We start from the raw sequence: 24,209 nt of genomic DNA, 5'->3' as shown, positions 1-24,209 counted from the left end.
GTCAACGCGCGCGCGCCTTGGGCCATGGTTCCGTCAGCCTCGATGTTGACGGGCCGAGGGGAGGTCCTGGCGGGCGCCAGCGTATACGGGCGCATGGGCGAATTCGATCGGCAGAAGCTCCTCGTTGGGTGCATTTCCCTCGGGCTCCTCGTCTGCACCGTGGGGTGCGTGTCGGAAAGCGAGCCGCAAGACCATGGCACGAGCTCCCTCGCATCGGAGGCGGCCGCCGTGTGCACGGGCGCGATGAATCTTCCGGGGTTGCCCCTGATCCCTGGGGCCTTGGGCTCCGTCACGACTGCAGATTTGAACGGCGACGGAAAGGGAGATCTCATTGGCACCAACGGCTCCATCAGCGTTCGCCTCGGGCAAGGGGGTGGCGCCTTTGGACCCGCTGTCGATTACCCGGCGGGCTCCGGTGCGGTGGCGGTCGTCGTGGCCGACTTGAACGCGGACGGCAAACCCGATCTTGCGGCGGCGAATTATGCCAGCGCCAACGTGAGCGTCCTTCTCAACCAGGGCAACGGCACCTTCGCCGCCGCGGTGAACTACCCCGTGGGCAAGGGGAGCATCGCCCTTGCGGCCGGCGATTTGAACCGGGATGGCAGGCCCGATCTGGCCGTCGTCAATTACGAAGACAGCACCGTGAGCGTGTTGAAGAACAAGGGGAAGGGGACCTTCGCCGCCAAAGTCGACTACAGCTTTGCGAACAACCCGACGAGCGTCGCCGTGGCAGATTTCACCGGCGATGGCTGGCCCGATCTCGTGCTCACATCCAGCTATCACTACAAAGGCTACATCACGGTCCACCCCAACCACCTTGGAACCTTCAAGCCATTCGAAGACAACATCCCGCTCCTCGAATTCGATGAACCCGTCGATCCAAGGTCGGTCATCGGCACCGACCTGTCCGGGGACGGGAAACCCGATATTGCAGTGGCCAACACCCACAGCGGCACGGTGACCGTTTGGGTCAACAAGGGGCGAGCCAAATTCGACTATGGCGTCGATTACAAAGTGGGTGACAGCAATGTCTACGTCCAGTCGTTGGCGGCCGCCGATCTGACGGGCGATGGCAAACCCGAGCTCGTGACCGTCAATGGTTTCGTCAATGTTCTGACCAACCAGGGAGGCGGCACCTTCGCCGCCTCGCCGGTCACCTACGAGGGGGCCGACTATCCCGTGTCGGTTGCGGCTGGGGAGATGACGGGCGACGGAAAGAGCGATCTGGTGGTGGCCTATTCGGGGACCAGCGGCACGAGCCTTTTCGTGAACCAGGGCAGCGGCACCTTTGCCGCCCCCACACTGTACCCGATGTTCGACGGCAGCGATGCGTCGCCTGTGGTGGCGGATTTGACGGGGGACGGTAAGCCCGAAATCATCGGCCGCAACGGCACCAGCTTTCGGGTTCGAACGAATCTCGGAAACGGCGCCTTTGGCCCCGAGATCTATTATCCCGTATCGGGGGGATCGTTTTTCGCCGGCCCGATGACCGCCGCGGATTTCAGCGGCGACGGCAAAAACGATCTCGCTTACGGGATCCCCGGCGGCGTGACCGTGATGCTCAATCGGGGTGACGGCACCTTTTCCAACTTCAATTACAACGCGTATTCTCAATTCATGGTCGCAGCCGACCTGACCGGCGACGGCAAGATCGATATCGCCCTGGCAGCGGAGCCAGACAGCAACGTGCGCGATGTCGTGACCGTGTTGGTCAACAAGGGCGATGGCACCTTTGCACCCCCCGTCGTTTACCAGGTGGGTTACAACAGCCCGAGCGGGTTCGCAGCGGCCGATGTGACGGGCGATGGCAAGACGGACCTCATTCTTGCCTCGTACGGGATGTTGAGCGTCATGCCCAATCGGGGCGACGGCACCTTCGGCGCCAAAGTCGATTATGCCGTGGGCAACGATCATGGCCCCGTGGTGGCGGCCGATCTGACCGGCGACGGCAAACCCGATCTCGCGACCCTCCGGTCCGACGGCATCGTGAGCGTGGTGGTCAACCAAGGCGACGGAACCTTCGGCCCCAAGGTCGATTACGTCCTTGGGAGCCCCGTCGCATCGTTGGCGGCGGCCGATCTATCGGGCGACGGAAAGCTGGATCTCGTGGTGCCCGGCTACCAATCGGGGTATGCCCGAAGCCGCGTGAGCGTGCTGCTCAATCAGGGCAATGGCACCTTCGGCGCCCCAATCGATTATGCTGCGGGGTACTCCCCGGACTCGGTGGTGGCGGCCGATTTGACGGGCGACGGCCGGCTCGATCTTCTCGTTGCCGGCGGCGGATTCAGCGTATTGCCCTTCGCCGGCTGCGTACCTTGACAATCCCGATGAACGCCGCGCTATGCTCTGCGACCATGTCCGCAAAGCAAAAGATCGTGACGTTCTTGTGGTTCGATTCCAACGCCGAAGAGGCGGTGAATCATTACACATCCATCTTCAAGGCTTCGAAGATCCTGGACATAAGCCGCTATCCCGAGGGGGGGCCGGGGCCGAAAGGCAAGGTCATGACCGTGACGTTCGAGCTCGAGGGGCAGCGCTTCATCGCCCTGAACGGCGGGCCGCAATACAAGTTCACCGAGGCCGTTTCACTGTTCGTGAACTGTGAAACGCAGGAGGAAGTGGACACCTTTTGGCGCGAGCTCTCCGCAGGGGGAGAAGAAGGCCCGTGTGGCTGGGTCAAAGACAAATATGGACTGTCTTGGCAGGTCGTTCCCGTGCGGCTCATGGAAATGATGCAGGACAAGGAGCATCCTGCCAAAGCGAAGCGCGTCTTCGAAGCCATGCTTCAAATGAGGAAACTGGATCTGGCTGCGCTGCAGCGCGCGTACGATGAGGGGTGACGCGCCCTTGCGGCCCGCCGGCTGCACTGTCATGTTTCGTCGGTGGAGCCGGGTTACCAGATCGACGTCGATGAGGAGGCGCGCATCTTGCGGGTTCGCGGCTGGGGCGTCTGGACAGTTGCCCTGGCCAGCGCCTACCGCGAGGACATGATCCGCGCTTTCGCCCGTCTGCGGGGCAAGCCCTGGGCAATTCTTGCCGATCGCACCGGATCCACCGTGCAATCCGAAGAGGTGGCGAACATCGTGGCCGATGTGATGAGCCGCGCCACCGCGGCCGGCCGGGTGCGCGCCGCCGTCCTCGTCGACAGCGCCACCACATTGCTTCAGTGGCGCCGGATCGCCCGCGAGCAGCACGTGGAGCAACGTGCCTTCCACACCGAGGCGAGCGCACTCGAGTGGCTCGCGCAGGAGGCGAAGAAAGACGAGAAAGCCACGCCGTAGGATTTTGCCATGGCCAACGATGTCGTCCGGCGCGGGAGGCCCTAGGATCTTCCCATGAGTCTTCTGGTGCTATGTGAATTCAAAGTACGAACGGACGAAGCCGAGTTCCTGCGGGTGGCGCGGGCATTGGCCTCCGCCGCCGCGACCGAACCGGGAACGCTGCGGTATCAGTGGTTCGTCACCCAGCAACCTGGTCATTATTCGATTATCGAGGAGTACGTCGACGCCGACGCGGCCGAAGCACATAACAACCACGTCGATTCATTGCTCCGTGAATTCTTTGCCGTGGCCGATCTGGTGTCGGTGTCGTTCTTCGGGGAGCTCAATGCGTACTTGCGCGAGTGGGTTTCCGGTCGCGAGGGGATCAAGCTCAATAAGGCTTTGTGACGGCGGGTCGGCCTACGCCAGGCCGGTGCTCCGCAGCGTTTCATCGACGGCCCTGCACGCCGCGGGGCTGGCGATGGTGCAGCATGCGCGCAGGAGCGCTGCAATGTCCCGCCCGACCGCCTCGCGCAGGGCGGGGCTATGCTCGAGGACATCGATCTCGTTGGCACACGTGAGCTCCACGATGGCGCGCAAGGTCTCTTCGCCCGGCCGAAACAGCGTGCCCGTGAATCGGTCACGCATTTCGCCGCGGGGATCGCCGAGGGGCAGCCCATGACGGCGATCGCAGCAGCCGTATGCATAAACGATGGTCTCGGCCTCGGGCCCGATGAGATCGGCCAACTCGTGGCGTCGATCCGGCGTGAGGAGAGCCCTCGGAAAGCCGTCGGTGCCGTACGTAGCATGGCATAGTCCCGCGGTAACCCAAGTCGGGGATGCGCCCCACGATTCGAGCCGCCGTGCGGTGCGAACGAGGTGCCCGAGCAAGGTGCCACCAGGATGCTCGATCGTGTCGGCGCCGTGAACGCGGAGAAACGCGAGAATCGGGTCAATGGATTCAAGAAATGAAGCGAGCCAGTCGTTGAACTTCGGAGCGCGTGCCACGGCGTGCCCCGCGCCGCGGAGGATCACGCGTTCACCACCCAGCGCACGTGCCAACGCATCGCAGGTGCGCTCGATGCCTGCATCGTGATCGCCCGATACGACCGCCACGGGGACGTGCGCCGCTCGGATGGCCGCCAGATCGGGGCGCGCCTCCCCGGGGTCGCGTAAATTGCGGGCAAGCCGCTCGAGCTCGAGGGTATCGGGGTGTTTCGCAGGCAGGCCCGCGAGGCGCATGAAATGCTGGCGAAGCTCGGGATCGGCCTGCGGATCGGAGACGCTTTTGGCGATGTGCATGACGCGCACGACCTCCGGATCGTGCTCCGCCAGGAACCAAAGGGGCACCTCGATCAAGGTGAGCGATGCAAAGCGATGCGGCTCCTTCGCGGCGGCCACCGCAGCACCGAGGCCCCCATAGGAATGCGCGACCACATGCGCCCGCGGCGCAACGCGCGCGAGAAGCGCGAGCAAGTCCTCCGCATCGATTTCCCAATCCTGGCGCGGCCCGCGCGGGCTCGGCTCGAAACACCGCCGCCACGGGATGACGAGCCGCCAGCGCTCCGCGAGCGGTGCTTGCCGCGCCCACGTGAGGTCCGGCCCCGCCCCGCCGTGCACGAACACCAGCACATCCCCCTGGTTCCCGAGGGTTCGTGACGCAAGGGGGGAATTCGACATGGACATGGTCTCATGATCATGTGGAGTCTCATCGTACAGACGACAAGGTCGGATGATCTCTCCCAATGAAAAATGATTGCGTCGTGCTCATTGATCGAAAGCTATTCCTAAGATTGATATTCGCGACGTCGCGAGGATTGTGTTGCGGCATGGTCGGCGGGAAGGCTCGTGTGCTAAGTCGCGGCGCACCTGGTCTTTAGTCCATATTTTAGCTTTCTACTCCCGGGGTGACCTTTACCATGCGCGTGCGATCGCTTGGCCCGTTTGGGCTTCGTTGTCTCGTTCCTAGTCTTGTCCTTGCTGCATCGGCCTGCTCGGGCCATGAACCGCCCGGCGAAACCGTTTCGGGTGCGATTCCCGACCCGGCGCTGCGCGTCCAGATCGCCCATAGGAACGGCGAGGAGCCGACGTTCCTACTCTTTCAAGGCGGCACCGCGTCGGACACGCCTCGCCTGGCCGCGACGCGCGCCCTCGAGACCGCGCGCGAGGCGCTTCGTCTGGAACCGGCGGCGCTTCGGGCGACGCAGATCGTCGGCGTGGAGCCCGTTGCGGGCGGTGCGACCATTGTGCGCTTTGGGCAAAGCGTGAACGGAATCGAGATCTTCGGTCGCAAGCTCGCGACCCTTCTCGACAGCGCCGGCAGGCCCATCGCGATGTCCGGGCGGCTTGCCCCGTCGGTTGCCATGGATGCCATGAAACCGCCGCAGGGCGAGCTTGCGACCCCGGTTGCCCGCGCGGCGGCGCGCATCACGGGGGCGCGTCCTGAGGATGTGACGGTGGAGGCCGCGGGGCCGGCGGCCGGTGGTTATAGGAGTTATCGCCTCTCGCCGGGGAACGTGGGCAGAGGGCGCGCGAAGGATGTCCTCTTTGCATCCGGCAAGCGCCTCATTCCCGCAGAATACGTCGAGGTGGCAAACGATGCGGGGACGGATGCTCGCTCCTTCGTCGTATCCAAAGAAGACGGTGCCATCCTTTTCGAACAATCGCTCATCGTCTCCGATACGTACGCGTACCGCGTTTGGTCGAATGCGACGGCGCCAGTCCGCCCTTATCCCGGTCCGCAGGGCGATGCGTTCATGCCGCACCCAACCGGCATGCCGGGATTTCCCATTCCCGAGGCTCCGGTGGCGTCGAACCTCGTCTCGCTCGCCAACGTGCCGTTCTCGAAAAACGATCCGTGGCTCCCGGCCGGGGCAACGGAGACCACGGGGAACAATGTCCTCGCGTATGCGGACATCGTCGCGCCCGACGGCTTCAGCGCCGGCGACCTGAGCGCGACCACCACCGAATCCGGGCGCTTCGACCGTGTCTATGCGCCGGAGGCGAATGCGACCGCCGATGAGAACCGGCGTATTGGCATTACGCACGGTTTCTTCGTCATGAACTTTCTCCACGATTGGTTCTACGACGCGGGCTATACGGAGGCGGCGGGCAATTCGCAGAGGAACAATTTCGGGCGTGGAGGGTTGCCGAACGATCCTGTGTTGTTCGAAACGCAAGACTTCTCCGGGCGAAACAACGCGAACGCCCTGACGCCGGCCGATGGGCAATCGCCCCGCGTGCAGATGTACTTGTTCCAGAATGGGACGGTTGCGCGTGCCGATATCAAGTCTCCGCCGGCGGTCGCGGGATCCATCACCGTGGCGCCTGCGAGGTTCGGACCGCAAACCGTCACCGTCGCCGGCACGCTTGCGTTCCTCGATGTCGACGCGTGCAATGGCACGGCCATCCCCGCGACGGTAGCGGGCCGGGTCGCCGTTGTCGGGCGCGCAGGCTGCGAGGTGACGCAGAAGGTCCGCAACCTCGAAGCGAGCGGCGCACGCGCCGTCCTGATCGCCGAGGCGCAAGATGGTGCTCCCCAGCGGCCGACGGGATTCGATTTCACCGGGATCCCGGCGGTCGCCATTGGGCGCGCCGACGTCACACGGCTTCGCGCGGTCGAGGGCGGCGTCGACATGGAACTGCGCCTCGAGGAGCGCTTTTTGGACGGCGCGCTCGATACGAGCATCGTGGCCCACGAATGGGGGCACACCTTGTCGAATCGCTTGGTATTCGATGCGCATGGCCTCATCAACCGCCAGGGCCGGAGCATGGGAGAAGGGTGGTCCGATTTCGTCGCGCAGCTCGTCCTGGTGCGTCCGGAGGATGATCACACCGGGCCAGGATCCGCGTACACGGGCACGTATGCGCCCGGCGTTTACGCGGGCCGCGGCGTATACCAAGACTTCGATTACTTCGGTGTCCGGCGCGTGCCGTACAGCACCGACATGGCGAAGAATGCGCTGACCTTCCAGCACATCGAGCTCGGTGTGCCGCTCCCGAAGACGCACCCGGTCGCGTCCTGGGCTTCCGAGCTTTCCAACAACGAGGCGCACAATGCGGGCGAGATCTGGGCGAACGTGCTCTGGGAGTGCTATGCGGCGCTCCTCCGCGATCGCCCTCGACTCTCGTTCGACGAAGCGCAGAGCCGCATGAAGAAGTACCTGGTCGCGTCGCTTTCCCTGACGCCATCGGAGCCCACGTTCGTGGAGGCCCGCGATGCGCTCCTCGCGGCCGCACAGGCCGTGGATGCGGCCGACCTCGCGCTGTTCAAAGCGGCGTTCGCCAAGCGAGGCCTTGGAGCCGGTGCGCGCGCACCGGAGCGAAGCGACGGCTACCTCTCGGGTGTGGTCGAGAGCTTCGCGAACGGCCCGCTCGTCCGTCTCGTGGGCGCTGCGCTCGAAGAAGGGGCGACCTCGTGCGATCATGACGGGATCGTCGACCAGGGCGAAGACGGAGTGATCACGCTGCGTGTGCGCAACGACGGTTGGGACCGGTCCCAGCCCGGGCGCGCCGTCGTGCAGGTCTCGGGGCTGACCCTGGTCGAAGGCGATTCGGTCGCCATTCCGGAGCTCATGCCCGGGGAAACGGTGACCAAGAAGGTGCCCGTGCGCTTCCGCGGCACGCAGTCCCCGTCGAAGGTCGAGGTGCAGGCGAAGCTCGAGGGCCCGTCGACGGACGGCACACAAGCGACGACGCTGCATCCCACCGTGAATTGCGACCTGGGACCGTCGGTGAACGACCCATTCGCGACCGCAACGTCATTGTGGTTCGACGAGCCGAACCTGCCGACTTGGGCGCATTGGCATTATGAGAACCGTGGCGATGGCTATGCGTGGACCGTGAAGCAGAATACCGAAGGCGGGAGCGCGATCCTGAGATCACCGCTGCTCGTCGTGGACAACGGAGGCCGGCTCTCGTTCGACTTGGAGTGGCGCTACGATCTCGGAACCATGGCGAAGGCCGGGGTGCTCCTGCTGCGGGAGGGAGGCCCGTATTACGAGGACATCCAGGTCCAGTTCGCCGGACGAAGCGCGGCGTACCCCGCCTCGACGACGAGCCATGTCGACGTGCCCGGCGTTCATCCGGGCGAGAAGGTCCATGTCGCGATCATCCTGCGCTCGTCTTGGCCAGGCCACACGAAGCTCGAGCCCGGGACCGCAGAGATCCGTGGCGTGCGGTTCCAGGGGATTGCGAACCAGCCGTTCTCCGGCGCGGTCGACCAGCGCGCTCGCTGCAATCAGCCGCCGACGGCGTCGGCCACGGCGCCCGCACGCGTCACCGCCGGGGCACAGGTCGCCCTCCACGGCGAGGGGACGGATCCCGATGGGGACGCGCTCACGTACGCGTGGCAGCAAGTCTCCGGGCCGCGCGTGGCAATCGACGGGGCTACCGCGAAGGACGCGCATTTCGTCGCGCCCGAGGTCGCGGGCGAGCTGCGTCTGCGGCTCACCGTCTCCGATGGCGTGGCCGCGGGGGCGCCCGCCGAGGTCGTCGTTCGCGTCGACCCACGTTCGTCGAATGGTGACGGCGGCGCACCTGGCGAGCCGCTCGAACCCAATGGTGGCGATGGGGGATGCAGCGCGGCCCCGCAGCGCAATGACGGATCACTCACCTCGCCGTGGATGGCGCTCGGCCTTGCCGCGATGTCGCTGGTACGGCGATCGCGCCGGCGCCGCGCTCAAGCGACGACGTGAACTTCGTTCCTCGTTAGCCGCGACGGGCGCGGCGAATCGGCGCTCCGACGGCGCGGGGGCTGGCATCGCCCACGGCGACCAGCACCTCGCGCAGTAGGTCGGCGGCATCGCGCGCGGTTCGCTCGGCGACCGGGCGGAAAAATTCGGCCTGCGCCGCCGTGTAGACGCGCACCGCTTGATCGGTGATGCGTACCCCCTCGCGGGTGAGACGCACCCACGAGCTGCGTTGGTCGTTGGGATCGACCCCGCGCTCGATGAGGCCGGCCTGCTCGAGCCGGCGAAGCACGTTGCTGGTCCCGCCGGACGAGATCAGCAGCGAGCGCGCGAGCTCGTTGGGTTTGAGCCGGTGATGGGGCCCCATGCGCCGGAGCGCCGACAGCACACCGAACTCGGCCTTCTGAAAGCCGAAGGGCTCGAGCGCGCGATCCGTCGCGGCATGAAGGAGCGAATCGAGGCGCGCAATCCGCTTGGAGATTTCGGCCGCGACGTGGGCAACCGAGGGATCCTGCGTGCGCCAGGCGTCCATGATGTCGTCAACGACGTCGGGCACGGCCGCCCGTTTTTCTCTCATGTGCGCGAAGCATAGCAGGGTCCCGCTTGACGTGGGAGCCGCCGCGATCTAGGTGATGGAAAGCTTTCTAAAAAGCTTTCTGAATAATTTTTATGAACGAGGAGTTTCCATCATGACGCAACGTACCCTCATCCGCGGTGGCTGGATCGTCCGCACCGACGAGTCCGACGCCGACCTTCCGCACGGAGATCTCCTCATCGAGGACGGGACGATCGCCGCCATCGGACCATCGCTCGCGGCCGACGGTGCCGAGACCATCGATGCTTCCGGCATGCTGGTGCTGCCCGGTTTCGTCGACACGCACCGCCATACATGGCAGACGACCCTTCGGCACCGCGGTGGCGATTGGTCGCTCGACGACTATTTCGCGCAGGCGCGAATCGCCGCCGGTCAGCGCACGCGCCCGGAGGATGTGTACGCCGGTACCTTGTTCGGAGCCCTAACGGCCATCGACAGCGGCATCACCACGTTGCTCGATTGGTCGCACATCCAGAACTCGCCGGCCCATGCGGATGCTGCCGTCGCCGCACTCGCCGAGTCGGGACTTCGCGCCGTTTTCGGGCACGGTGGTGCATCGATCGAGACGCCGCAGGGAACCGATCCGGCAGCGCAACGGCATTCGGTCGACATCCGCAGGCTGCGTCGCGAGCGCTTCACCAGCGACGACGGCCTCCTCACCTTGGCCATGGCCGCGACTGGTCCGGACTACAGCAGCGACGTGGCCACCGCCGAGGATTTTGCGCTCGCGCGCGAGCTCGGGATCCGCATTACGGCACACGTGGCGACGCGGGAACCGGGGCCGGAGAATCGAGGGATCGAGCGGATGCACGCCGCTGGCTTGCTCGGTCCGGACATCACCGTGGTCCACGGCGGCGGTGCGACGGACCACGCGCTGAAGCTTCTGGCCGATCACGGCGTCACAGTCTCCGTCTCCGCGCAAATCGAGCTCGGGATGGATGGCCTCGCCGTACCCGTCCTGGGCCGGATGTTGGCGGCCGGGCTCACCCCGAGCTTGAGCGTCGACAGCGAGACGGCTACCGCCGGCGACATGTTCACGCAGATGCGCACCGCGTTCGCCATCGCGCGGCGCGATCGATTCGAAGGACGCAACGCACGCGTCTCCACGCGTGACGTTCTACGCTGGGCCACACTCCAAGGGGCACGGGCTACGGGCTTGGAGCACCGCACCGGCTCACTGACCGCAGGCAAGGCCGCGGACATCATTTTGATCCGCGCCACGGACGTGAACCTCGCACCGGTGAGTTCCCCCACCGATGCCATCGTGCTCGCCGCGCATCCCGGTAATGTCGATACCGTGTTGGTGGCGGGTCGCGTTCTCAAACGAGGCGGCCGTCTCCATGCCGACCTCGATCGCGCCCGTCGTCTGGTGCAGGCGTCGCACGAACACGTGCTGGGCAGCTAGCGAAACGTGCGTAGGGGCGGTCGCCCATATCTCTCCGTCACGACGAGCTCGAGCGACTCTGCGAGCTCGGTCCGATATGTGCAGCGCGCAGGGCAGGGAGGTGAACGGAAAGGGAGGCTGCCATGAAGGTGTTGATGGTTGGGGCAACGGGTGGCAGGGCCGGATTGGTTCTGCCCGAACTGCTAAAGCGGGGCATTACCGTTCGTGCGCTGGTACGCAACGAGCAACGGGCGCATGCCGCTCGCCGCAACGGTGCAGCCGAGACGGTGATTGCAGACCTTGCCGATCCCGCCAGCCTGCGCGCTGCCGTTTCGGGTGTGGAAGGCGTCTTCCACATCAATCCTGCATTTGCGCCACGCGAGGCCGACATGGGCGTGGCGATGGTCGAAGCCGCGCAGGCGGCGGGCGTACGAAAATTCGTCTTCTCGGGTGTGATCCATCCGTCGATATCCGCGATGAGCAATCACGCGGCAAAGCAACGGGTGGAGGACGCGCTGTACCGCTCGCGCATGGACTTTACCGTGCTACAGCCCGCGCGGTTCATGCAGAATTGGGCCGGCCCTTGGCGCGAAGTGGTCGAGCACGGCCGGCTTCCGATGCCCTACGCCGTGACGGCCAAGTTCTGCTGGGTCGACTACCGTGATGTCGCCGAGGTCGCGGCCCGGGCCATGACCAGCAACGAGCTTGGCTATGGCACCTTCGAGCTATGCGCGCCCGGAATGAGCGACGGACTACAGCTCGCTGGTATGATTAGCGAGGAACTGGGGCGCCTCGTCGAAGCGCAGCAGATTCCCCGCGAGTCATTCGCCGCGTCCCAGATGCCCGCCGGTCCGATGCGTGAGGGCCTCACGCGCATGCTGGCCCACTACGATCAATATGGCCTGCCCGGCGGAAATTCCGCCGTGCTGCGCACCATCTTGGGCCGTGAACCGCGTTCCACGAGGCAATATTTCCGCGAGCTCGTCACGCACCCCCATCTCGCAGCCCCATCGACTGCGTGATTCATTAGGGCTGCAAAGTGAATTGCGTCGGCGATCCCACAAGCATTGCCGCACTCGCACGGGTCCTGCACCCTGACGGGGTCGAGCTCGACGTTTTCGTGAGGCCTGCTTTCGCTGTCGAGTAGCTGGCCTCCGCGGGATAGGACGACTCGCTGCGCCGCAAATCGCGCCAGCACAAATGACTGAATCTGCGCGGGGGGATGTGGCAACGTACCCCCGCGATGTTCTTACCTTCGGGATCCCGCGTCTGGGCGCGACGCCAAACGATCTCCACGCTTGCTGGCTCGCAGAACGACCCGTGGGGCGAGCGGACGATCGTGCTCGACATGCGGCGTGGTCGCTACCGTCGCTTCTCGGGCATGGGGTCACGCATTTGGGAGCTCCTGGAGCATCCGGCGCGCATGGACGACATCGTTGACCGGCTGGAGGACGAATACGATGCACCGCGCGCGCGCATCGTCGCAGACGTAGAGGCTTTCCTGGCCGATCTCGAACGCATCGGGCTCGTGGAAACGCGCGCGATCGTCACCGCACCGCCGGCCCCGGCGGAGTGCGCACTCGCCCTGGCCGCCGCCCGCACCCTCGTAAAGGTGGCAGGGCTCCACCGTGCGGTCGCCGTCCTTCGAGCGCATTCGCGGGGACGCCCATCCCAGGTGAATCGCGATATCGCGGAGCAGGCGGTGCGTGCGATGCGCGTCGCAGGCGCACTGTATCCTGGACGCGCCGAGTGCCTCGAGCGTTCGATGGCGCTTTGCTTCGTCCTGCGCCGCAGAGGCTTGCACGCGCGCCTGCATTTCGGAGTCGACCCCTTCTATTTCGATGGGCACGCGTGGGTCGTGCACGGTGGCGAGCTACTCGATGAAACGCGCGAGACGCTGGCGACGTATTTGCCATTGAGCGACATCGAGCTATGAAATTCGTATGCGCCTACCGGCCCAGCGGCGGCCCGGTAACGGAGGCCGATTTCGCGCCCTTCGCACGCGCGCTCGGGCACGCCGAGCACAACATGAGCGCGATCTACGCAGGTCCCTTTGCCGCAGCCGGCGCCTGCATCGCCGAGAACGGTGCGCGGATTGCGGTCGGCAATGCGCATATGGGGTATGGCCGACGTTTACCGGCCATCCTGAACGAACTCGATGACCGGCCCGTCGAGCGATGGCTCGGCGATTTCGGTATCGTGGTATTCGACCGCGCATCCCGCCAGATCCAGGCGATGCGCGATCCGTTCGGCGTCCAATCGCTGTTTACGGCCGATGCCCAGGATCTCGTCCTATTCTCATCGCACTTGGCCCTGCTCGAAGGCCACGTGAGCGCGGCCTATTCGGGAGAGTACGTCATCGATTTTCTCGTCGAGGGAGGAACCCGAACCGCGGGCACGATTCTTCGGGACGTGCGCACCATTCCGGCGGGAAGCTTGCTCGTTCAACGCGGCCCATCGCGGCGAATGCGACCATTTTGGTCGGCCTTGGACTTTGCCGCGCGCGACGAGGACGCATCGTCCGAAACGAAAGACATTTCGCGATTTCGAGAGCTCTTTCGCGAGGCAGTGCATTTCAATCTGGGCGGTGCGGGCGAAACGTGGTCGCAATTGTCGGGCGGGCTCGATTCGTCATCCATCGTGTGCACTTCGACGGAGCTCGCACGCGAGGGGACGCCTGGCGCCGAGCTGGCGGGCACCGTCACCATCTACGACGACCTTTGCGACGCCGACGAGCGCGTCTTCGTGGACGCGGTAACGGCACACACCGGCGTGGAAAACGTCAAATTGATCGGCTATCACGCATGGCGCGGCGGTGAGGCGCCGCGCTCCGACGTGCCCTCGGTGCCGAACGCGCACCACGCGATGCGCGCTCGAATGGAAAGCGCGGTCACGTCGGCGGGCGGACGCGTGCTTCTCAGCGGCACGGGATCCGATCACTACTTGGATGGCCGCCCCTTCTTCATTGCCGATGCGCTCGTCCGCCGCGGAATCTCCGCGGGCGCACGGGTCGCATTCGAGTTTGCCGTCGAGGAAAAGGGCTCCATGTGGACGGTGCTCGGTCGATGCGGGGCCCTCCCGCTTTTTCCGGCGTCGATTCAATCGCGCTTCGAAAGGACGGGCGAGGGCTTCCCTCGATTTTTGCGCGAAGACTTCCTGCGCGCCACGTCGGCGAGAGATCGATTTCGCGATGCACGCGCCGCGCTCGGAGGGGCGGGGAGAAAGTTCGATTATGCCACATTCCGGCAGCTCGCCGGACTCCCGGGTCCGATCGAGGCCGAGCGATCCGAGCAGGTCGAAATGCGCTATCCATTTCTCTACCGCCCCTTGGTCGAGCATGCGCTTCGGACGCCGGCCCGGTTCCGCGTGCGCCCTTCGAGCCGCAAATGGATCCTGCGCGAGGCCATGCGCGGCACGCTTCCCGAGTTGGTGCGTACCCGCCGCGACAAGGGTGGGAATACCGCGCGGACGCTCTGGGCCATGTCCAACGAACGGACGCGATGGGACACATGGTTGCGCGATCCATTCGTCGCGCAGCTCGGATGGATCGAGCCCGCGGTCCTCCGTGCGGAGATCGACGAGCTCGTCGCCGGACGAAGCAAAGAGCTGATGCCCGTCCTGCACGCGCTCTCCCTCGAAGAATGGCTTCGCGCACGGGAAAACTGACGACTTTCCTTATCCTGGCTTAATGACACCAATGGCAATCCTCGGAAAGGTGACGCATGGACCATATCGAAACTCCTGAGCCTATTTCGCCCCCCAAAGTCAAAAAGACCTACGAGTCTCCCCGCGTGGAGGATTTGGGCAACGCCGTCGAAAAAACGAAGGGCGTCATCGGCAACGTCGCCGACATGCCGGGAACCTTCCGGACCCGCGGCCACGGCTGGTAAACACACGTGCGGTACGGCGTCCGGCGCTTCACGTGCGCTGGACGCCGTACGCGCGTCCTCTCAGTGAGAAGCCGCGGCGTTCCGCACGTCGAGACGCAATCCGCCGAACGTGCGATTCGCGATGTTTCCTCCGTCGCCCGAGTGGGTCATCGGCGCGTCGGCGGGGCCGACCATCACGATGCCGGTGGAGTCCATGTCGACGCCGAGCCCGTGGAAATGGCGCTCGTCGCTGGGGAAGGCGATGCGTCGCGCGGTCACGGTGCGTCGCTCGGGATCGATGAGCGCGATGAGCGGATCGGCTCCGCGCAAGATGCTCATTCCGCCGTTCCAGCGGTCCCAATCCGAAGCACCGGCGGCCACGATGCCCTCCTTCGTCCAATGGATGGTTGCGAAGTAGTCGGCGCGCCCTTGGTCGACGCTCGTCTCGTATTGAACCGCCCCCGTGTCGCGATCGAACACGCCGATGTAGCCGTCGTAGGGAACCAAGTTGTTCGGGGCGCCGTTGCCCGACGAGTAATAGATATGATGTCCGTTGGCATCGAGCCGGGCAAGGGTCCCAACGAGTGCCAACCGCCCCGTGCGGGCGGCCATGTCGAAGACAAGGAATTCACCGGCGTGGTCGGGAACGACGATGTTCGTACGCCCGCGTACGCCGGCGATGGAGAAAGACGTCGTGGCGAAGGGCTGATAATCGATATTGAAGAAAGGCGATACCTTCTTCGTGTCGCAGATGGACTGCTCGAACTCGTGGGTGGTGCGTGTGAGTGAAGCGCAGCGCCCTTGGCTGAACGTCCTTCCAACGATGGCGGTGCCATCGTCGTCCAGGGCGAGCACGGGCCTCAATGCGGCATTCATCCAGCCGAACTCGTCGTGCCACTCGATAGGTTCGATGTGGTGACGCCCGTCCACGACGCGCGACCAGCTCTCGTCGTAGCCGACTCCGGACCATCGCATGGCTTCGACGATGGTCACATATTCGTTCCGGGCATCCGGTGTTCCATCGGAGCGGCCCGCCACCGAGAGATACGCCAAGGTCACGTCCTCGCCCCGAGGTTGGACGCGAAGCCATCCCTTTTCGAGGGCGCCGTCGTCGGTCGATCGCATGCGCACGATCGCGGCGGCGGGCCCGTCGAGGCTTCCATCGGGGAGTGTGGCCGGCGCAGAGAGCGGGGCGCGCGTACGGAGTGCGCCGCCCGCATCGAGGCGCACGAGTCGAAATTGGCTGGCGGTGCCCGCAAGATTCTCGGTCGCGACCGTGATCTCCCCTGACGGATGCACCGCAAAATCGGAAAGGGACTCGTTGGGCTCACCCATCCACGTCCACAACGGGGCTGCCCCTTCCACGCCATTGCGCGCGTAGACCGCGAGTCGACGCGAAGACCTTCCCTCGACGTCGCGCACGACCTCGAGGACGAAGACACGGTCTCCCACCAGCCGGACCTGGAGCCCCGCGAAGCTTGGGCGCGGCGTTTCCGTCGTGCGGATCGTGGCGCTCTCGAGGTCGATACGCTCCGTCGCGCCGTCCGATGTCGTATCGGACGAGCACGCGAGGAACACCAACGGCAGGAGTGCGGTAAGCATGGAAAGAGCCCGGGGATCGTCGGTCATGCCGACTTGTTCGGCCTGCAGAAAGCGCGGGTTGCGAATTATCAGCTACGCCCGAACCACCTCGCTGCGGCCCTTCTGACATCTTCGGCATGGGGCGTCGTATCGCTCGCCCATGCAACGAACCCATCAGGACGCACGAGCACGGCGCTCAGTCCAAGTCGATCCTTCGCGTCGCGAGCCACGTACCTGACATGGTCGCCCCAAAGGCCATCGAGCGCCTGCAGCGGAGCCTGTCGGCCGAAGTCCAACAGCAAACCATGTCCATCGCGAAGCCGTGAGCCGACCCTCGTTCCGTCTTCGAGCTCGAAGTCCGGGCAGCTGCGTCCCACCAACGGGTGTTCCTCGCCGAGGTCATAGCGAAGGCTCACACCCCAGACACGTTCCGCGAAGTACGTCGCGCCGTCGCGTGTATCGATCAAGTCTCGGACGACGGCTTGGAGCGCGCGGGATTGTCGGTTCGGTCGCATCAGCGCGACTTGGGCCCGCGTCCACTCGAGGATGCGCGCCCCGACAGGATGCCGCTCCGCGGTGTAGCTGTCGAGCAAGCCATCGGGGGCATCGCCTCGAACCGCTGCAGCAAGCTTCCACCCGAGGTTCATGGCGTCGCCAAGTCCGAGGTTCAAGCCTTGACCACCGAGCGGTGAATGGATGTGCGCGGCGTCGCCTGCCAGCAGCACCCGCCCTTTGCGGTAGGTCGTCGCTTGGTACGAGCGGTCTGTCCATGTCGAGGCAATGTGCAACGCCTCGACGGTCACGTCGGTGCAGGAGACGCGCCGCAAGACCGCTTGCACGTGCTCGCGTGTGAGCGGCTGGGTGCGATGGAATGCGCCGCCGTCGAAGTCGGCTATCCCGAACACCCCCGGCTGCCACTGGGTGTACATACCGACCTCCGTGTAGTGCCGGCCCAGGGGGAGTACCGAAGGATCGGCCATTTCGACTTGGACCGAATATCCCGTGAACTCAGGCTCGGTGCCGACGAACTCGAAGCCAGCTTGCTTGCGCACGGTGCTGCGGGCGCCATCGCAACCCACGAGCCAACGTGCGCGAAAGCGTTGATCGCCGGCACGGACGAGCACTTCGTCGTTCGAAGACTCGAAGCCTTCGACACCATGACCGCGCTGGATCTCGACTCCCATGGAGAGTGCGTGAGCGGCCAGGACGCGCTCGAGATGCTCCATTTCGCTCCCGAATTGCGTGTCCGCCGGGCCAGGTAGCCGGTACGTCCACCTCGACGAATCGATGTTGCTGTAGTCGAACTGAATGCCCGCGAAGTGGCCGGCAGGGCCGCGCAGCCGTGAGCTGGACGTGATGGCGCCAGGTGCCGGCTGGCCAGGGCCCTTGTCGTCGTCGCGACGTTGCTGCGCGATTCGTTCCAAGAGGCCGCGCCGGTAGAAGGCTTCGATGCTCGGACCCCAAAGCCCTCGCATTCCGAATGGAAGGCGCTTCAGGGGCGAGTGCGGATCCTCCGATCGCTCGAGCACCAGCACGGAGAGTTTCGCGAGCCGTAGCTCGCTGGCAAGGAACAGGCCGACCGGCCCTGCCCCTGCGATGATCACGTCGTAGACCAAGTCGTTTCCTTGGTCCGCGTGTTGTTCGTACGTCATACGAACTATTTAGTGGTACACCGTACGAATGTCAAAGCCCCCGATTTGGGCAGTCGCCGCGCCCGGTTCCCGCAAGCCGCGATTTACCCGCGAGCAGATCGCCAAGACGGCCCTGCAGATCGCAGATTCCGAGGGCTTCGAGGCGCTGTCGATGCGCCGGGTCGCCGACGAGCTCGGCGCGGGCACGATGACGCTCTACTACTACGTGCGCACCAAGGAGGACTTGCTGGCACTCGTCGAGGACGCGCTGATGGGCGAGACCGTCGAAGCGTGCGAGTCGCTGCCGAAGGCGTGGCGCCCCGCGATTCGCAAGCTCGCAACCGCGACCCGTGCGACCTATCTGCGCCACCCGTGGGCGTTGCGTGCGCACACTGGCCTGCGTGCCGGACCGAATGCGCTGCGCCACATCGAGCAGTCGCTGCAGTCGGTGGCGGGCCTCGATGTGCCGTTAGGCCAGAAGCTCGCACTCTTGTCGATCGTCGACGACTACGTGTTCGGCCACTGCGCCTCGTTGGTGCGAAGGCGCAGCCAAGCGCAATTCGATCGCAAGACCGCCAAGGCGCTGAGCGAGGCGATGAACCGCTACCTCGAGGAGGGCGACTACCCTCATCTGCGCGCGATGATTGGCGACGACGATCCCATCGATGCGTTCGTGAAGAACTCCGACTTCATGACCGAGGACCACCACTTCGACATCGGCGTCGACGCGCTGCTCGACGGCCTCTCGAAGCGCTTCAAGCTGAAGTGAGCGAAGCCTCTCATGGGACAACACCGTTCCCGGCTTCCGGTACCCCGAGGGGCACGGAAGCGGGACGGATGGAAGACTCATCGCCGACGCGATTCGATGATGCTCTTGTTCGATCCGGTGCGTATGACGCGCAATAGCTCGAAGCCGCCGGCGTTCAAGATCGTCGCGAACTCCTTTTCCGTGCGCTCGCGGCCGCCGTTCGTCATGACCATCATGAAAAGATCGAGGACTTTGCCATCGTCGGGACCATTTCCCGGTTCGACGACGGACTCGACCAAGAGAAGCTTTTGACCCGGCTTCGCCGCTTGGTGCACGGTCTTCAAGATGCGCACGGCATCTTCGTCGCTCCAATCGTGCAAAACGCTCTTCATCACGTAGGCATCCGCCTGGGGCACCGACTCGAAGAAATTCCCGCCCACGACCTGACATCGGTCCTTGACGGGGGCCCAATCGTGCCCCTCGCCGACGGAATCGACGACCTGCGGCTGATCGAAAAGAATGCCTCGCAGCTGCGGATACTTGGCCAGAATGGTCCCGAGCAAAATGCCTCGACCGCCACCGACGTCGCATATCGTGCCGATGTCGGCGAAATCGTACGCATTGACCACCGCATTGGCGTACATGGTCGAAAGAGATGTCATTCCTGCATTGAAGACTGCACCGACCTCGGGGTTCTTCATGAGGTGTTGCCAAAGCTCTTCGCCATAGTACAGGTCGAACGACGGTTTTCCGGTTTCGACGGTGGCCGGCAGCTTCGTCCAAGCTAGCGTCATGATGTCGTGATGAAGAAAGAGGACGTTGTTTCGCATCGAACCGGGACCGTCCGCGCGTAGCAACTCGGACAACGGCGTGTTCGCAAACCTGCCGTCGTCGAGCTCGACGAAAATACCCGAGCTCGCGAGCGCTCGCAGCAAACGGAACACGGAAGGAGCATGCGTATTGCTGAGTTGCGCAAGTTCGGTCGATGTTTTCGGCTCCGAGGCGAGAAGGTCGGCAAAACCGAATTTGGTGGCCGCATACAACGCGTGAGCGACTCGTGCTTCCAGGAGAGTGTCGAGCAGCCTCTTGGTCAATGTAGGCTGGATTGCAGATGACATGCGATCGTTCCTTCCAATGAAGACGGGTTATTGAGATTGCTGGAGAGCTCAGTCGAAATCGCGCCACACGCGCGCGTGGTCCGCATGACCTCCAATGGGAGATGCTCGTAGACCTCTACGTATTTTCCATGTCCGCTATTCGACGAAAGAGACGAAATCCGGGCTCCGGTCTCGACTCGCGACGGTTACGCCGTGGAACGTAACCTCGGTCAATGCGTATCTCGTGTCAATCGTCGAGACTTTGCTCGCGACGGAGGGAGAGATCGTCTGTCGTGCAGCGGGGTGCCTTTTGGGATATCCCGAATACGCGTGCTCGAATCGCGAACGAACGATCTCTCGACGGAGGCCAGCGCGCATGGATGAGAAAGGCACCCGTCGCGTCGCGACTGTTCACGATTATGCGCTCGACGAATCGCGCCATCGCCGACCATGCATGGTCGTTCTGCGAATGGCAGGCGATTCGTCGAGCGCTGTCAACGCGACGACGAAAACTCTGCAAACCGTCGACGTGCGCCCGTTTACGCCGGGTTAGCTCCAGAAGTCCGTACCCGATGTCCTCGTCGCATCGCTGGCCAGCACGTGCTCTGCTGATCGCTATTGGATTTCTGACTCCTTGTTAAGCTTGACGGGTTTTCATCTTCTACGGCGTTACAGGCACCGGCGCGGAACGCCCGATCACACCGCCACCGCGATTCTCAGCGACGACTTGCACCACCTTCACGGCGCGCGGAAGCGTGAGCGCGGTATCGAGGCCGGCCCACCTCCCGGAAGCGATCGGCCGCAGGTCGTCCGTCGAATCACCGCCTCGCACCACCCATCGCGCCACGCGGGTCGCGCCGTTCCAAATGGCGTGTACGCGGGTCGTTCCATCGGCGTCCGACTGCACCTTCGCGATCGGCGCCGTGTCGGGCTCGCCATTCCACTCGAATCGATATGCGCGGTACGTGTCGTAACCCGTCGGGAGTTTCGCATCGAACGTAAGGCGACCACGCTCGTCGAATTCGGATACACGCCCGAGTTGCCCCCAGCCGACGAACGTATGGTCCCCCACGAGGCCCTGCGCGTTCCCCTGCGACGCGGCCGAGAGCTTCTCGGGATGCTCGAGTGCGCGCAGCAACGTTGCCGTGTGCGCCGCCCGATCGTGGCGTATCCAGAGGATGCGCGATGCCGGCAAAACGGGCGTCCCGTTCGACTCGTTGTCGAAAATGCGAATCGTTCGGAAGCCCGCGGCAATCGGGTTGTGCTGATAAGCAAATACCGTGTCTTCGTCCAGGGAAACATCGCTTCGTTTTCCGCCCAATCGCAAAAGCACTTTGCCGGAGTGGCGATCGAGCTTGTACACGGTCGACGTGTGCCGCGCCGAAATCAGCAGATTGCCGTCTTCGTCGGGGCTGACGGCATTCAGGTGAAAGTAGTCGTATGGCTTGTCCGCCGATGCGGGCGCAGGCTGATTGGTCTCGTCGAGTGGAACGTGATCGAGGCTGTGCCATTCGAAAAGCACATTTCCGCTTTCGATGTCGATCTCCTGGACGACGCCATCGATGACCTTGCCTGCCGTCGAACCGCCGACCGACGAAAGGTCCCGCGCCACGGCATTGTAAATCGTAATGAGCGCCGTTCCCCGCGGTGTAATGAAGAATTCGTGGGAATCGGCATTCAGGCCATGGCCGGCGCGCACCTTGGCGATGACATGGTACGAACGGTCCAGAATGTAATTGGTCGTTTCGCCATGCTGCAGGCCACCGAACCCTTTGCCCTGCGACCATGTGAGCACGGGCTCACCGCGGTAGCGTTGCACGCGGAAATCGGTGGCGTATTCGTCGTCGGGAAGGGGATTGAACCAAACGACGTGCCCCTCGTCGTCGACGATTTCGGGGCCATGATCGCGCACACCGCCACCCGGCTGCGCCAGACCGCGCGCCTTTGGTGCGATGAAAATGAGTCCGCGCGCCGCGCGAGGGTCGTGCGTAAGAACGGTAACCTCGGGCGGCCGCAGCTCGGGGGCATCGGAAGACGCTGTGTTTTCCGAATCGGCGTGCGCGCTCGTACCGACGAGTACGAGTCCGAGCACGGAAAGAGGACGAAACAGCACGAAACGCGAAGAACGCGAGCGACGCAGGGAACGAGAGAGAGCCATGGTGTGAGACTCCGGGGTTGAACGAAGGCTCGCCCCGACGGCGCCGAAATCGTTCGCGGCGCCGTCAGCGGCAGCGTGTACACCGAAGCCGCATCGACGCGATCGCACGCTGTGCCGCGTGGTCTCCCAGGCTCATACGAATTCACTATACAAGACGCGGTGTCTTGTAAAGTGAACTCTTGATCATGATCGAATTACGCCGGACGGCGTATCAAAGACTCTTGACGGAACTCCCGCTGGCCGTCGTCGTTTCCGAGCTGGGCGTCGGCTGCGCGCAGCAGCGGAAGCTTTGCTGGTAGTCGATGAAGTCCTCGTTGTGGGCGCGCGTGGAGGGCCGGCAGCGGGCGCGCACGGGACCCCAATAGCCACCTTTCAGGATCGAGGAATAGCCCGTCGGGTTGACCGAGCGCGTCCATTCGTCGACGTTCCCGGTCATGTCGTAGGCGCCAAAAGGACTTCGGCACTTGGGGCGCGAACCGGAAGGCTCTCCTTGCCACAGGCGATCGAGCTCGGCACGGGCCCTCTCTCCGTCGCGCGGCTGGAGCGCGCCCTCGGTGAAGGCACGCCAGGGGCGATCGATGACGCACGCCGAGTCATCCCTCGTGTAGCCGTACGGGTAGGGGCGCGCCTCTTCGCCTTCGCAGGCAAACGTCCATTCGCTCTCGGTGCAGAGACGCTTTTGCTCTTTCTTGCAGAGCGCCTCTGCTTCATGAAACGTCACCACGATGACGGGATTTTGCCCGACCGCGTTGGGGTACTCGAACCGGTCGATGCAGAAATCGAGGTCCGTCGTCGGTAGCGCCGCGATGCTGTCGGAGATCTTGGCCGCATCGAACGTTCGGCACCTTGCTGGAAAGTCACGACTGATCCAATCCGTGCAGGCCGCGTCTTGCAGGCGCTCGATCGCGCCGGTCATGCGACCGTCCGCGGTATCGGTGTGAAACGCCCCCTTCGCTCGGACCATCCCGAGAGGGCACCCTTCACCGTCGGGCTCCAACGAGACCAGCGTCACGGGCTGCTCCGAGGCGTTGAGTGAGCTCGCCTGCCAATGCCGGCGATCGACGCTCTGCCATGCGAAGCGCGGCGCTTCGACACGGCGGATCTCGCTCATCAAGTCCTCCCCGGACACGTGGTGTGACTTTATCCAACGCGTCACCCCCCATGCTGCGACCAGCAGGGCAGGGGGGACGGCGAGCCAAAGGTGCCGGCGCTTCATCTCAGACTTTTCACGCTATCACGTATCCATGATTTGGCCCGTACTACCGCGATGCGAGCCAGTACCAAGTGCGCCACCGAGCAAGTGACCCTTTTTGCAATGGCTAATCAAGCCAAACCGCCCAGGTATGCAAGCCACCTTCATTGAGGGTGCAGCCCACGAGGCCCGACCGCGTTCTGCCGAGCAATAGGTGCACAAAGCCCCTTGAGTCGCGCAACACGAAGCCTTTCTGCCGAAGTAGCGGGCGCGACGTTTGGTGGATCCCGCAGTCACGAATCATTGGTCATTAGGCACGCATGGTCCGTATCGGAAGAGGACGCTTGGCGGTCACCGCAAGCGAGGAACTCGCGACAAGGCGCTGACGACCAGCACGGAGTGGAATTGCCAAGTACTCCGAATGCAAAGGTCTAAAGTTAATTCGATGTTGTCGTCTATTTGGGTGTTGAGAGTCGTAAATTGTATTTTTGTGTCAGATTTAAAGTGGACGACAAGCGGAATGGGTATTCCAGTATTCGGCACCGGAGTCGTGGCTATTGTCGAAAAACGAATGCGTCCCTAACCCATTCGATAACGAAGAATAACCAACTAGAGGCCTGGCATTGACGCAGTCCCTCGTTGATCGGAGCCCCCGGGGCCAAAATCCGCGAGGTCGCCACCGCCCTCATTCGGCCCAATCGCCTGCCGATGATCATCCATCGGCGGATGCCAAGCAGCGCTCAGCGGATACCGGTCGCCGTTCACTCCATTGCGTGGTGATCCCTTTGGACTGCCCCGGCACCGTGCGCACGGGAATGTACGATCAGGTGATCGCGAGCGGTGCCGTGACGGAGGAGCAGATCGCGGCGATGCAGCCGATCAACCGATCTGCGCATCCCGACGAGGTATCCGAAGCCGTTGCCTGGCTGCTATCCGATCGCGCGTCGTTCGTTACCGGCCAGGCATGGGCCGTCGATGGCGGTCTGCTCGCGCGCTAAGCGCTC

General features: G+C 64.1%; 19 protein-coding genes. 12 read left to right on the top strand and 7 right to left on the bottom strand.

Going from position 1 to position 24,209, the window contains the following annotated elements:
- Positions 1-42 precede the first annotated feature (42 nt).
- From LZC95_27260 to LZC95_27245, 4 genes are read left to right on the top strand one after another with little or no spacing between them, the layout of a single operon-like run.
- The gene (locus LZC95_27260; GenBank protein WXA90147.1) at positions 43-2,319 is read left to right on the top strand and encodes a VCBS repeat-containing protein; all 2,277 of its coding nucleotides are present in this window, start codon (positions 43-45) and stop codon (positions 2,317-2,319) included.
- Between the two features lie 35 nt (positions 2,320-2,354).
- Complete coding sequence (locus LZC95_27255) at positions 2,355-2,840, top strand: VOC family protein (GenBank protein WXA90146.1); 486 nt, start codon at positions 2,355-2,357, stop codon at positions 2,838-2,840.
- Positions 2,841-2,882: 42 nt separating this feature from the next.
- Positions 2,883-3,281, top strand: coding sequence for a hypothetical protein (locus tag LZC95_27250; protein ID WXA90145.1), 399 nt, complete (start codon positions 2,883-2,885; stop codon positions 3,279-3,281).
- Between the two features lie 54 nt (positions 3,282-3,335).
- Positions 3,336-3,668, top strand: a complete 333-nt coding sequence (locus tag LZC95_27245; GenBank protein WXA90144.1) for an antibiotic biosynthesis monooxygenase — start codon at positions 3,336-3,338, stop codon at positions 3,666-3,668.
- Between the two features lie 12 nt (positions 3,669-3,680).
- On the opposite strand, the gene LZC95_27240 is transcribed toward LZC95_27245, so the two are convergent.
- Positions 3,681-4,940, bottom strand: coding sequence for an alpha/beta hydrolase (locus LZC95_27240; protein ID WXA90143.1), 1,260 nt, complete (start codon positions 4,938-4,940; stop codon positions 3,681-3,683).
- 239 nt (positions 4,941-5,179) lie between these two features.
- Here LZC95_27240 and LZC95_27235 point away from each other — a divergent pair, with 239 nt between their 5' ends.
- On the top strand, positions 5,180-8,956 hold the full coding sequence (locus LZC95_27235; GenBank protein WXA90142.1) for a M36 family metallopeptidase: 3,777 nt from the start codon (positions 5,180-5,182) through the stop codon (positions 8,954-8,956).
- Positions 8,957-8,969: 13 nt separating this feature from the next.
- Here the strand turns inward: LZC95_27235 and LZC95_27230 are convergent, their stop codons facing one another.
- Entirely contained in the window at positions 8,970-9,527 is a 558-nt protein-coding gene (locus LZC95_27230) for a MarR family transcriptional regulator (protein ID WXA90141.1), read from the bottom strand.
- 112 nt (positions 9,528-9,639) lie between these two features.
- Here LZC95_27230 and LZC95_27225 point away from each other — a divergent pair, with 112 nt between their 5' ends.
- The 5 genes from LZC95_27225 to LZC95_27205 all read left to right on the top strand — a co-directional run bounded on the left by LZC95_27225 (position 9,640) and on the right by LZC95_27205 (position 14,819).
- On the top strand, positions 9,640-10,950 hold the full coding sequence (locus LZC95_27225) for an amidohydrolase family protein (protein ID WXA90140.1): 1,311 nt from the start codon (positions 9,640-9,642) through the stop codon (positions 10,948-10,950).
- 122 nt (positions 10,951-11,072) lie between these two features.
- Complete coding sequence (locus LZC95_27220) at positions 11,073-11,951, top strand: NmrA family NAD(P)-binding protein (GenBank protein ID WXA90139.1); 879 nt, start codon at positions 11,073-11,075, stop codon at positions 11,949-11,951.
- 221 nt (positions 11,952-12,172) lie between these two features.
- Complete coding sequence (locus tag LZC95_27215) at positions 12,173-12,865, top strand: lasso peptide biosynthesis B2 protein (GenBank protein ID WXA90138.1); 693 nt, start codon at positions 12,173-12,175, stop codon at positions 12,863-12,865.
- A complete protein-coding gene (locus tag LZC95_27210) occupies positions 12,862-14,595 on the top strand; it encodes an asparagine synthase-related protein (GenBank protein ID WXA90137.1) in 1,734 nt (577 codons plus the stop codon). The genes LZC95_27215 and LZC95_27210 overlap by 4 nt, the downstream gene beginning before the upstream one ends.
- Before the next feature lie 56 nt (positions 14,596-14,651).
- Complete coding sequence (locus LZC95_27205; protein ID WXA90136.1) at positions 14,652-14,819, top strand: hypothetical protein; 168 nt, start codon at positions 14,652-14,654, stop codon at positions 14,817-14,819.
- A gap of 60 nt (positions 14,820-14,879) precedes the next feature.
- Here the strand turns inward: LZC95_27205 and LZC95_27200 are convergent, their stop codons facing one another.
- Both LZC95_27200 and LZC95_27195 read right to left on the bottom strand, forming a co-directional pair.
- Complete coding sequence (locus LZC95_27200) at positions 14,880-16,427, bottom strand: hypothetical protein (GenBank protein WXA90135.1); 1,548 nt, start codon at positions 16,425-16,427, stop codon at positions 14,880-14,882.
- A 41-nt stretch (positions 16,428-16,468) separates the two neighbouring features.
- The gene (locus tag LZC95_27195; protein WXA90134.1) at positions 16,469-18,031 is read right to left on the bottom strand and encodes an FAD-dependent monooxygenase; all 1,563 of its coding nucleotides are present in this window, start codon (positions 18,029-18,031) and stop codon (positions 16,469-16,471) included.
- A 28-nt stretch (positions 18,032-18,059) separates the two neighbouring features.
- On the opposite strand from LZC95_27195, the gene LZC95_27190 reads away from it, so the two are divergent.
- Positions 18,060-18,779: a TetR/AcrR family transcriptional regulator gene (locus LZC95_27190; protein ID WXA90133.1), complete on the top strand. Its 720-nt coding sequence runs from the start codon at positions 18,060-18,062 to the stop codon at positions 18,777-18,779.
- A 77-nt stretch (positions 18,780-18,856) separates the two neighbouring features.
- On the opposite strand, the gene LZC95_27185 is transcribed toward LZC95_27190, so the two are convergent.
- The 3 genes from LZC95_27185 to LZC95_27175 all read right to left on the bottom strand — a co-directional run bounded on the left by LZC95_27185 (position 18,857) and on the right by LZC95_27175 (position 23,229).
- Complete coding sequence (locus LZC95_27185) at positions 18,857-19,876, bottom strand: acetylserotonin O-methyltransferase (protein ID WXA90132.1); 1,020 nt, start codon at positions 19,874-19,876, stop codon at positions 18,857-18,859.
- Between the two features lie 640 nt (positions 19,877-20,516).
- Positions 20,517-22,013 (bottom strand): arylsulfotransferase family protein, encoded by a 1,497-nt coding sequence (locus tag LZC95_27180; GenBank protein WXA90131.1) that lies wholly within the window; start codon positions 22,011-22,013, stop codon positions 20,517-20,519.
- A 211-nt stretch (positions 22,014-22,224) separates the two neighbouring features.
- Complete coding sequence (locus tag LZC95_27175; protein WXA90130.1) at positions 22,225-23,229, bottom strand: formylglycine-generating enzyme family protein; 1,005 nt, start codon at positions 23,227-23,229, stop codon at positions 22,225-22,227.
- 752 nt (positions 23,230-23,981) lie between these two features.
- Here LZC95_27175 and LZC95_27170 point away from each other — a divergent pair.
- Positions 23,982-24,203, top strand: coding sequence for an SDR family oxidoreductase (locus LZC95_27170; GenBank protein ID WXA90129.1), 222 nt, complete (start codon positions 23,982-23,984; stop codon positions 24,201-24,203).
- Positions 24,204-24,209: the final 6 nt, after the last annotated feature.

This window comes from Sorangiineae bacterium MSr12523, assembly GCA_037157775.1.
Taxonomy (GTDB): Bacteria; Myxococcota_A; Polyangia; order Polyangiales; family Polyangiaceae; genus Pendulispora; species Pendulispora brunnea.
This window is presented reverse-complemented; position numbering and strand designations above follow the sequence as displayed.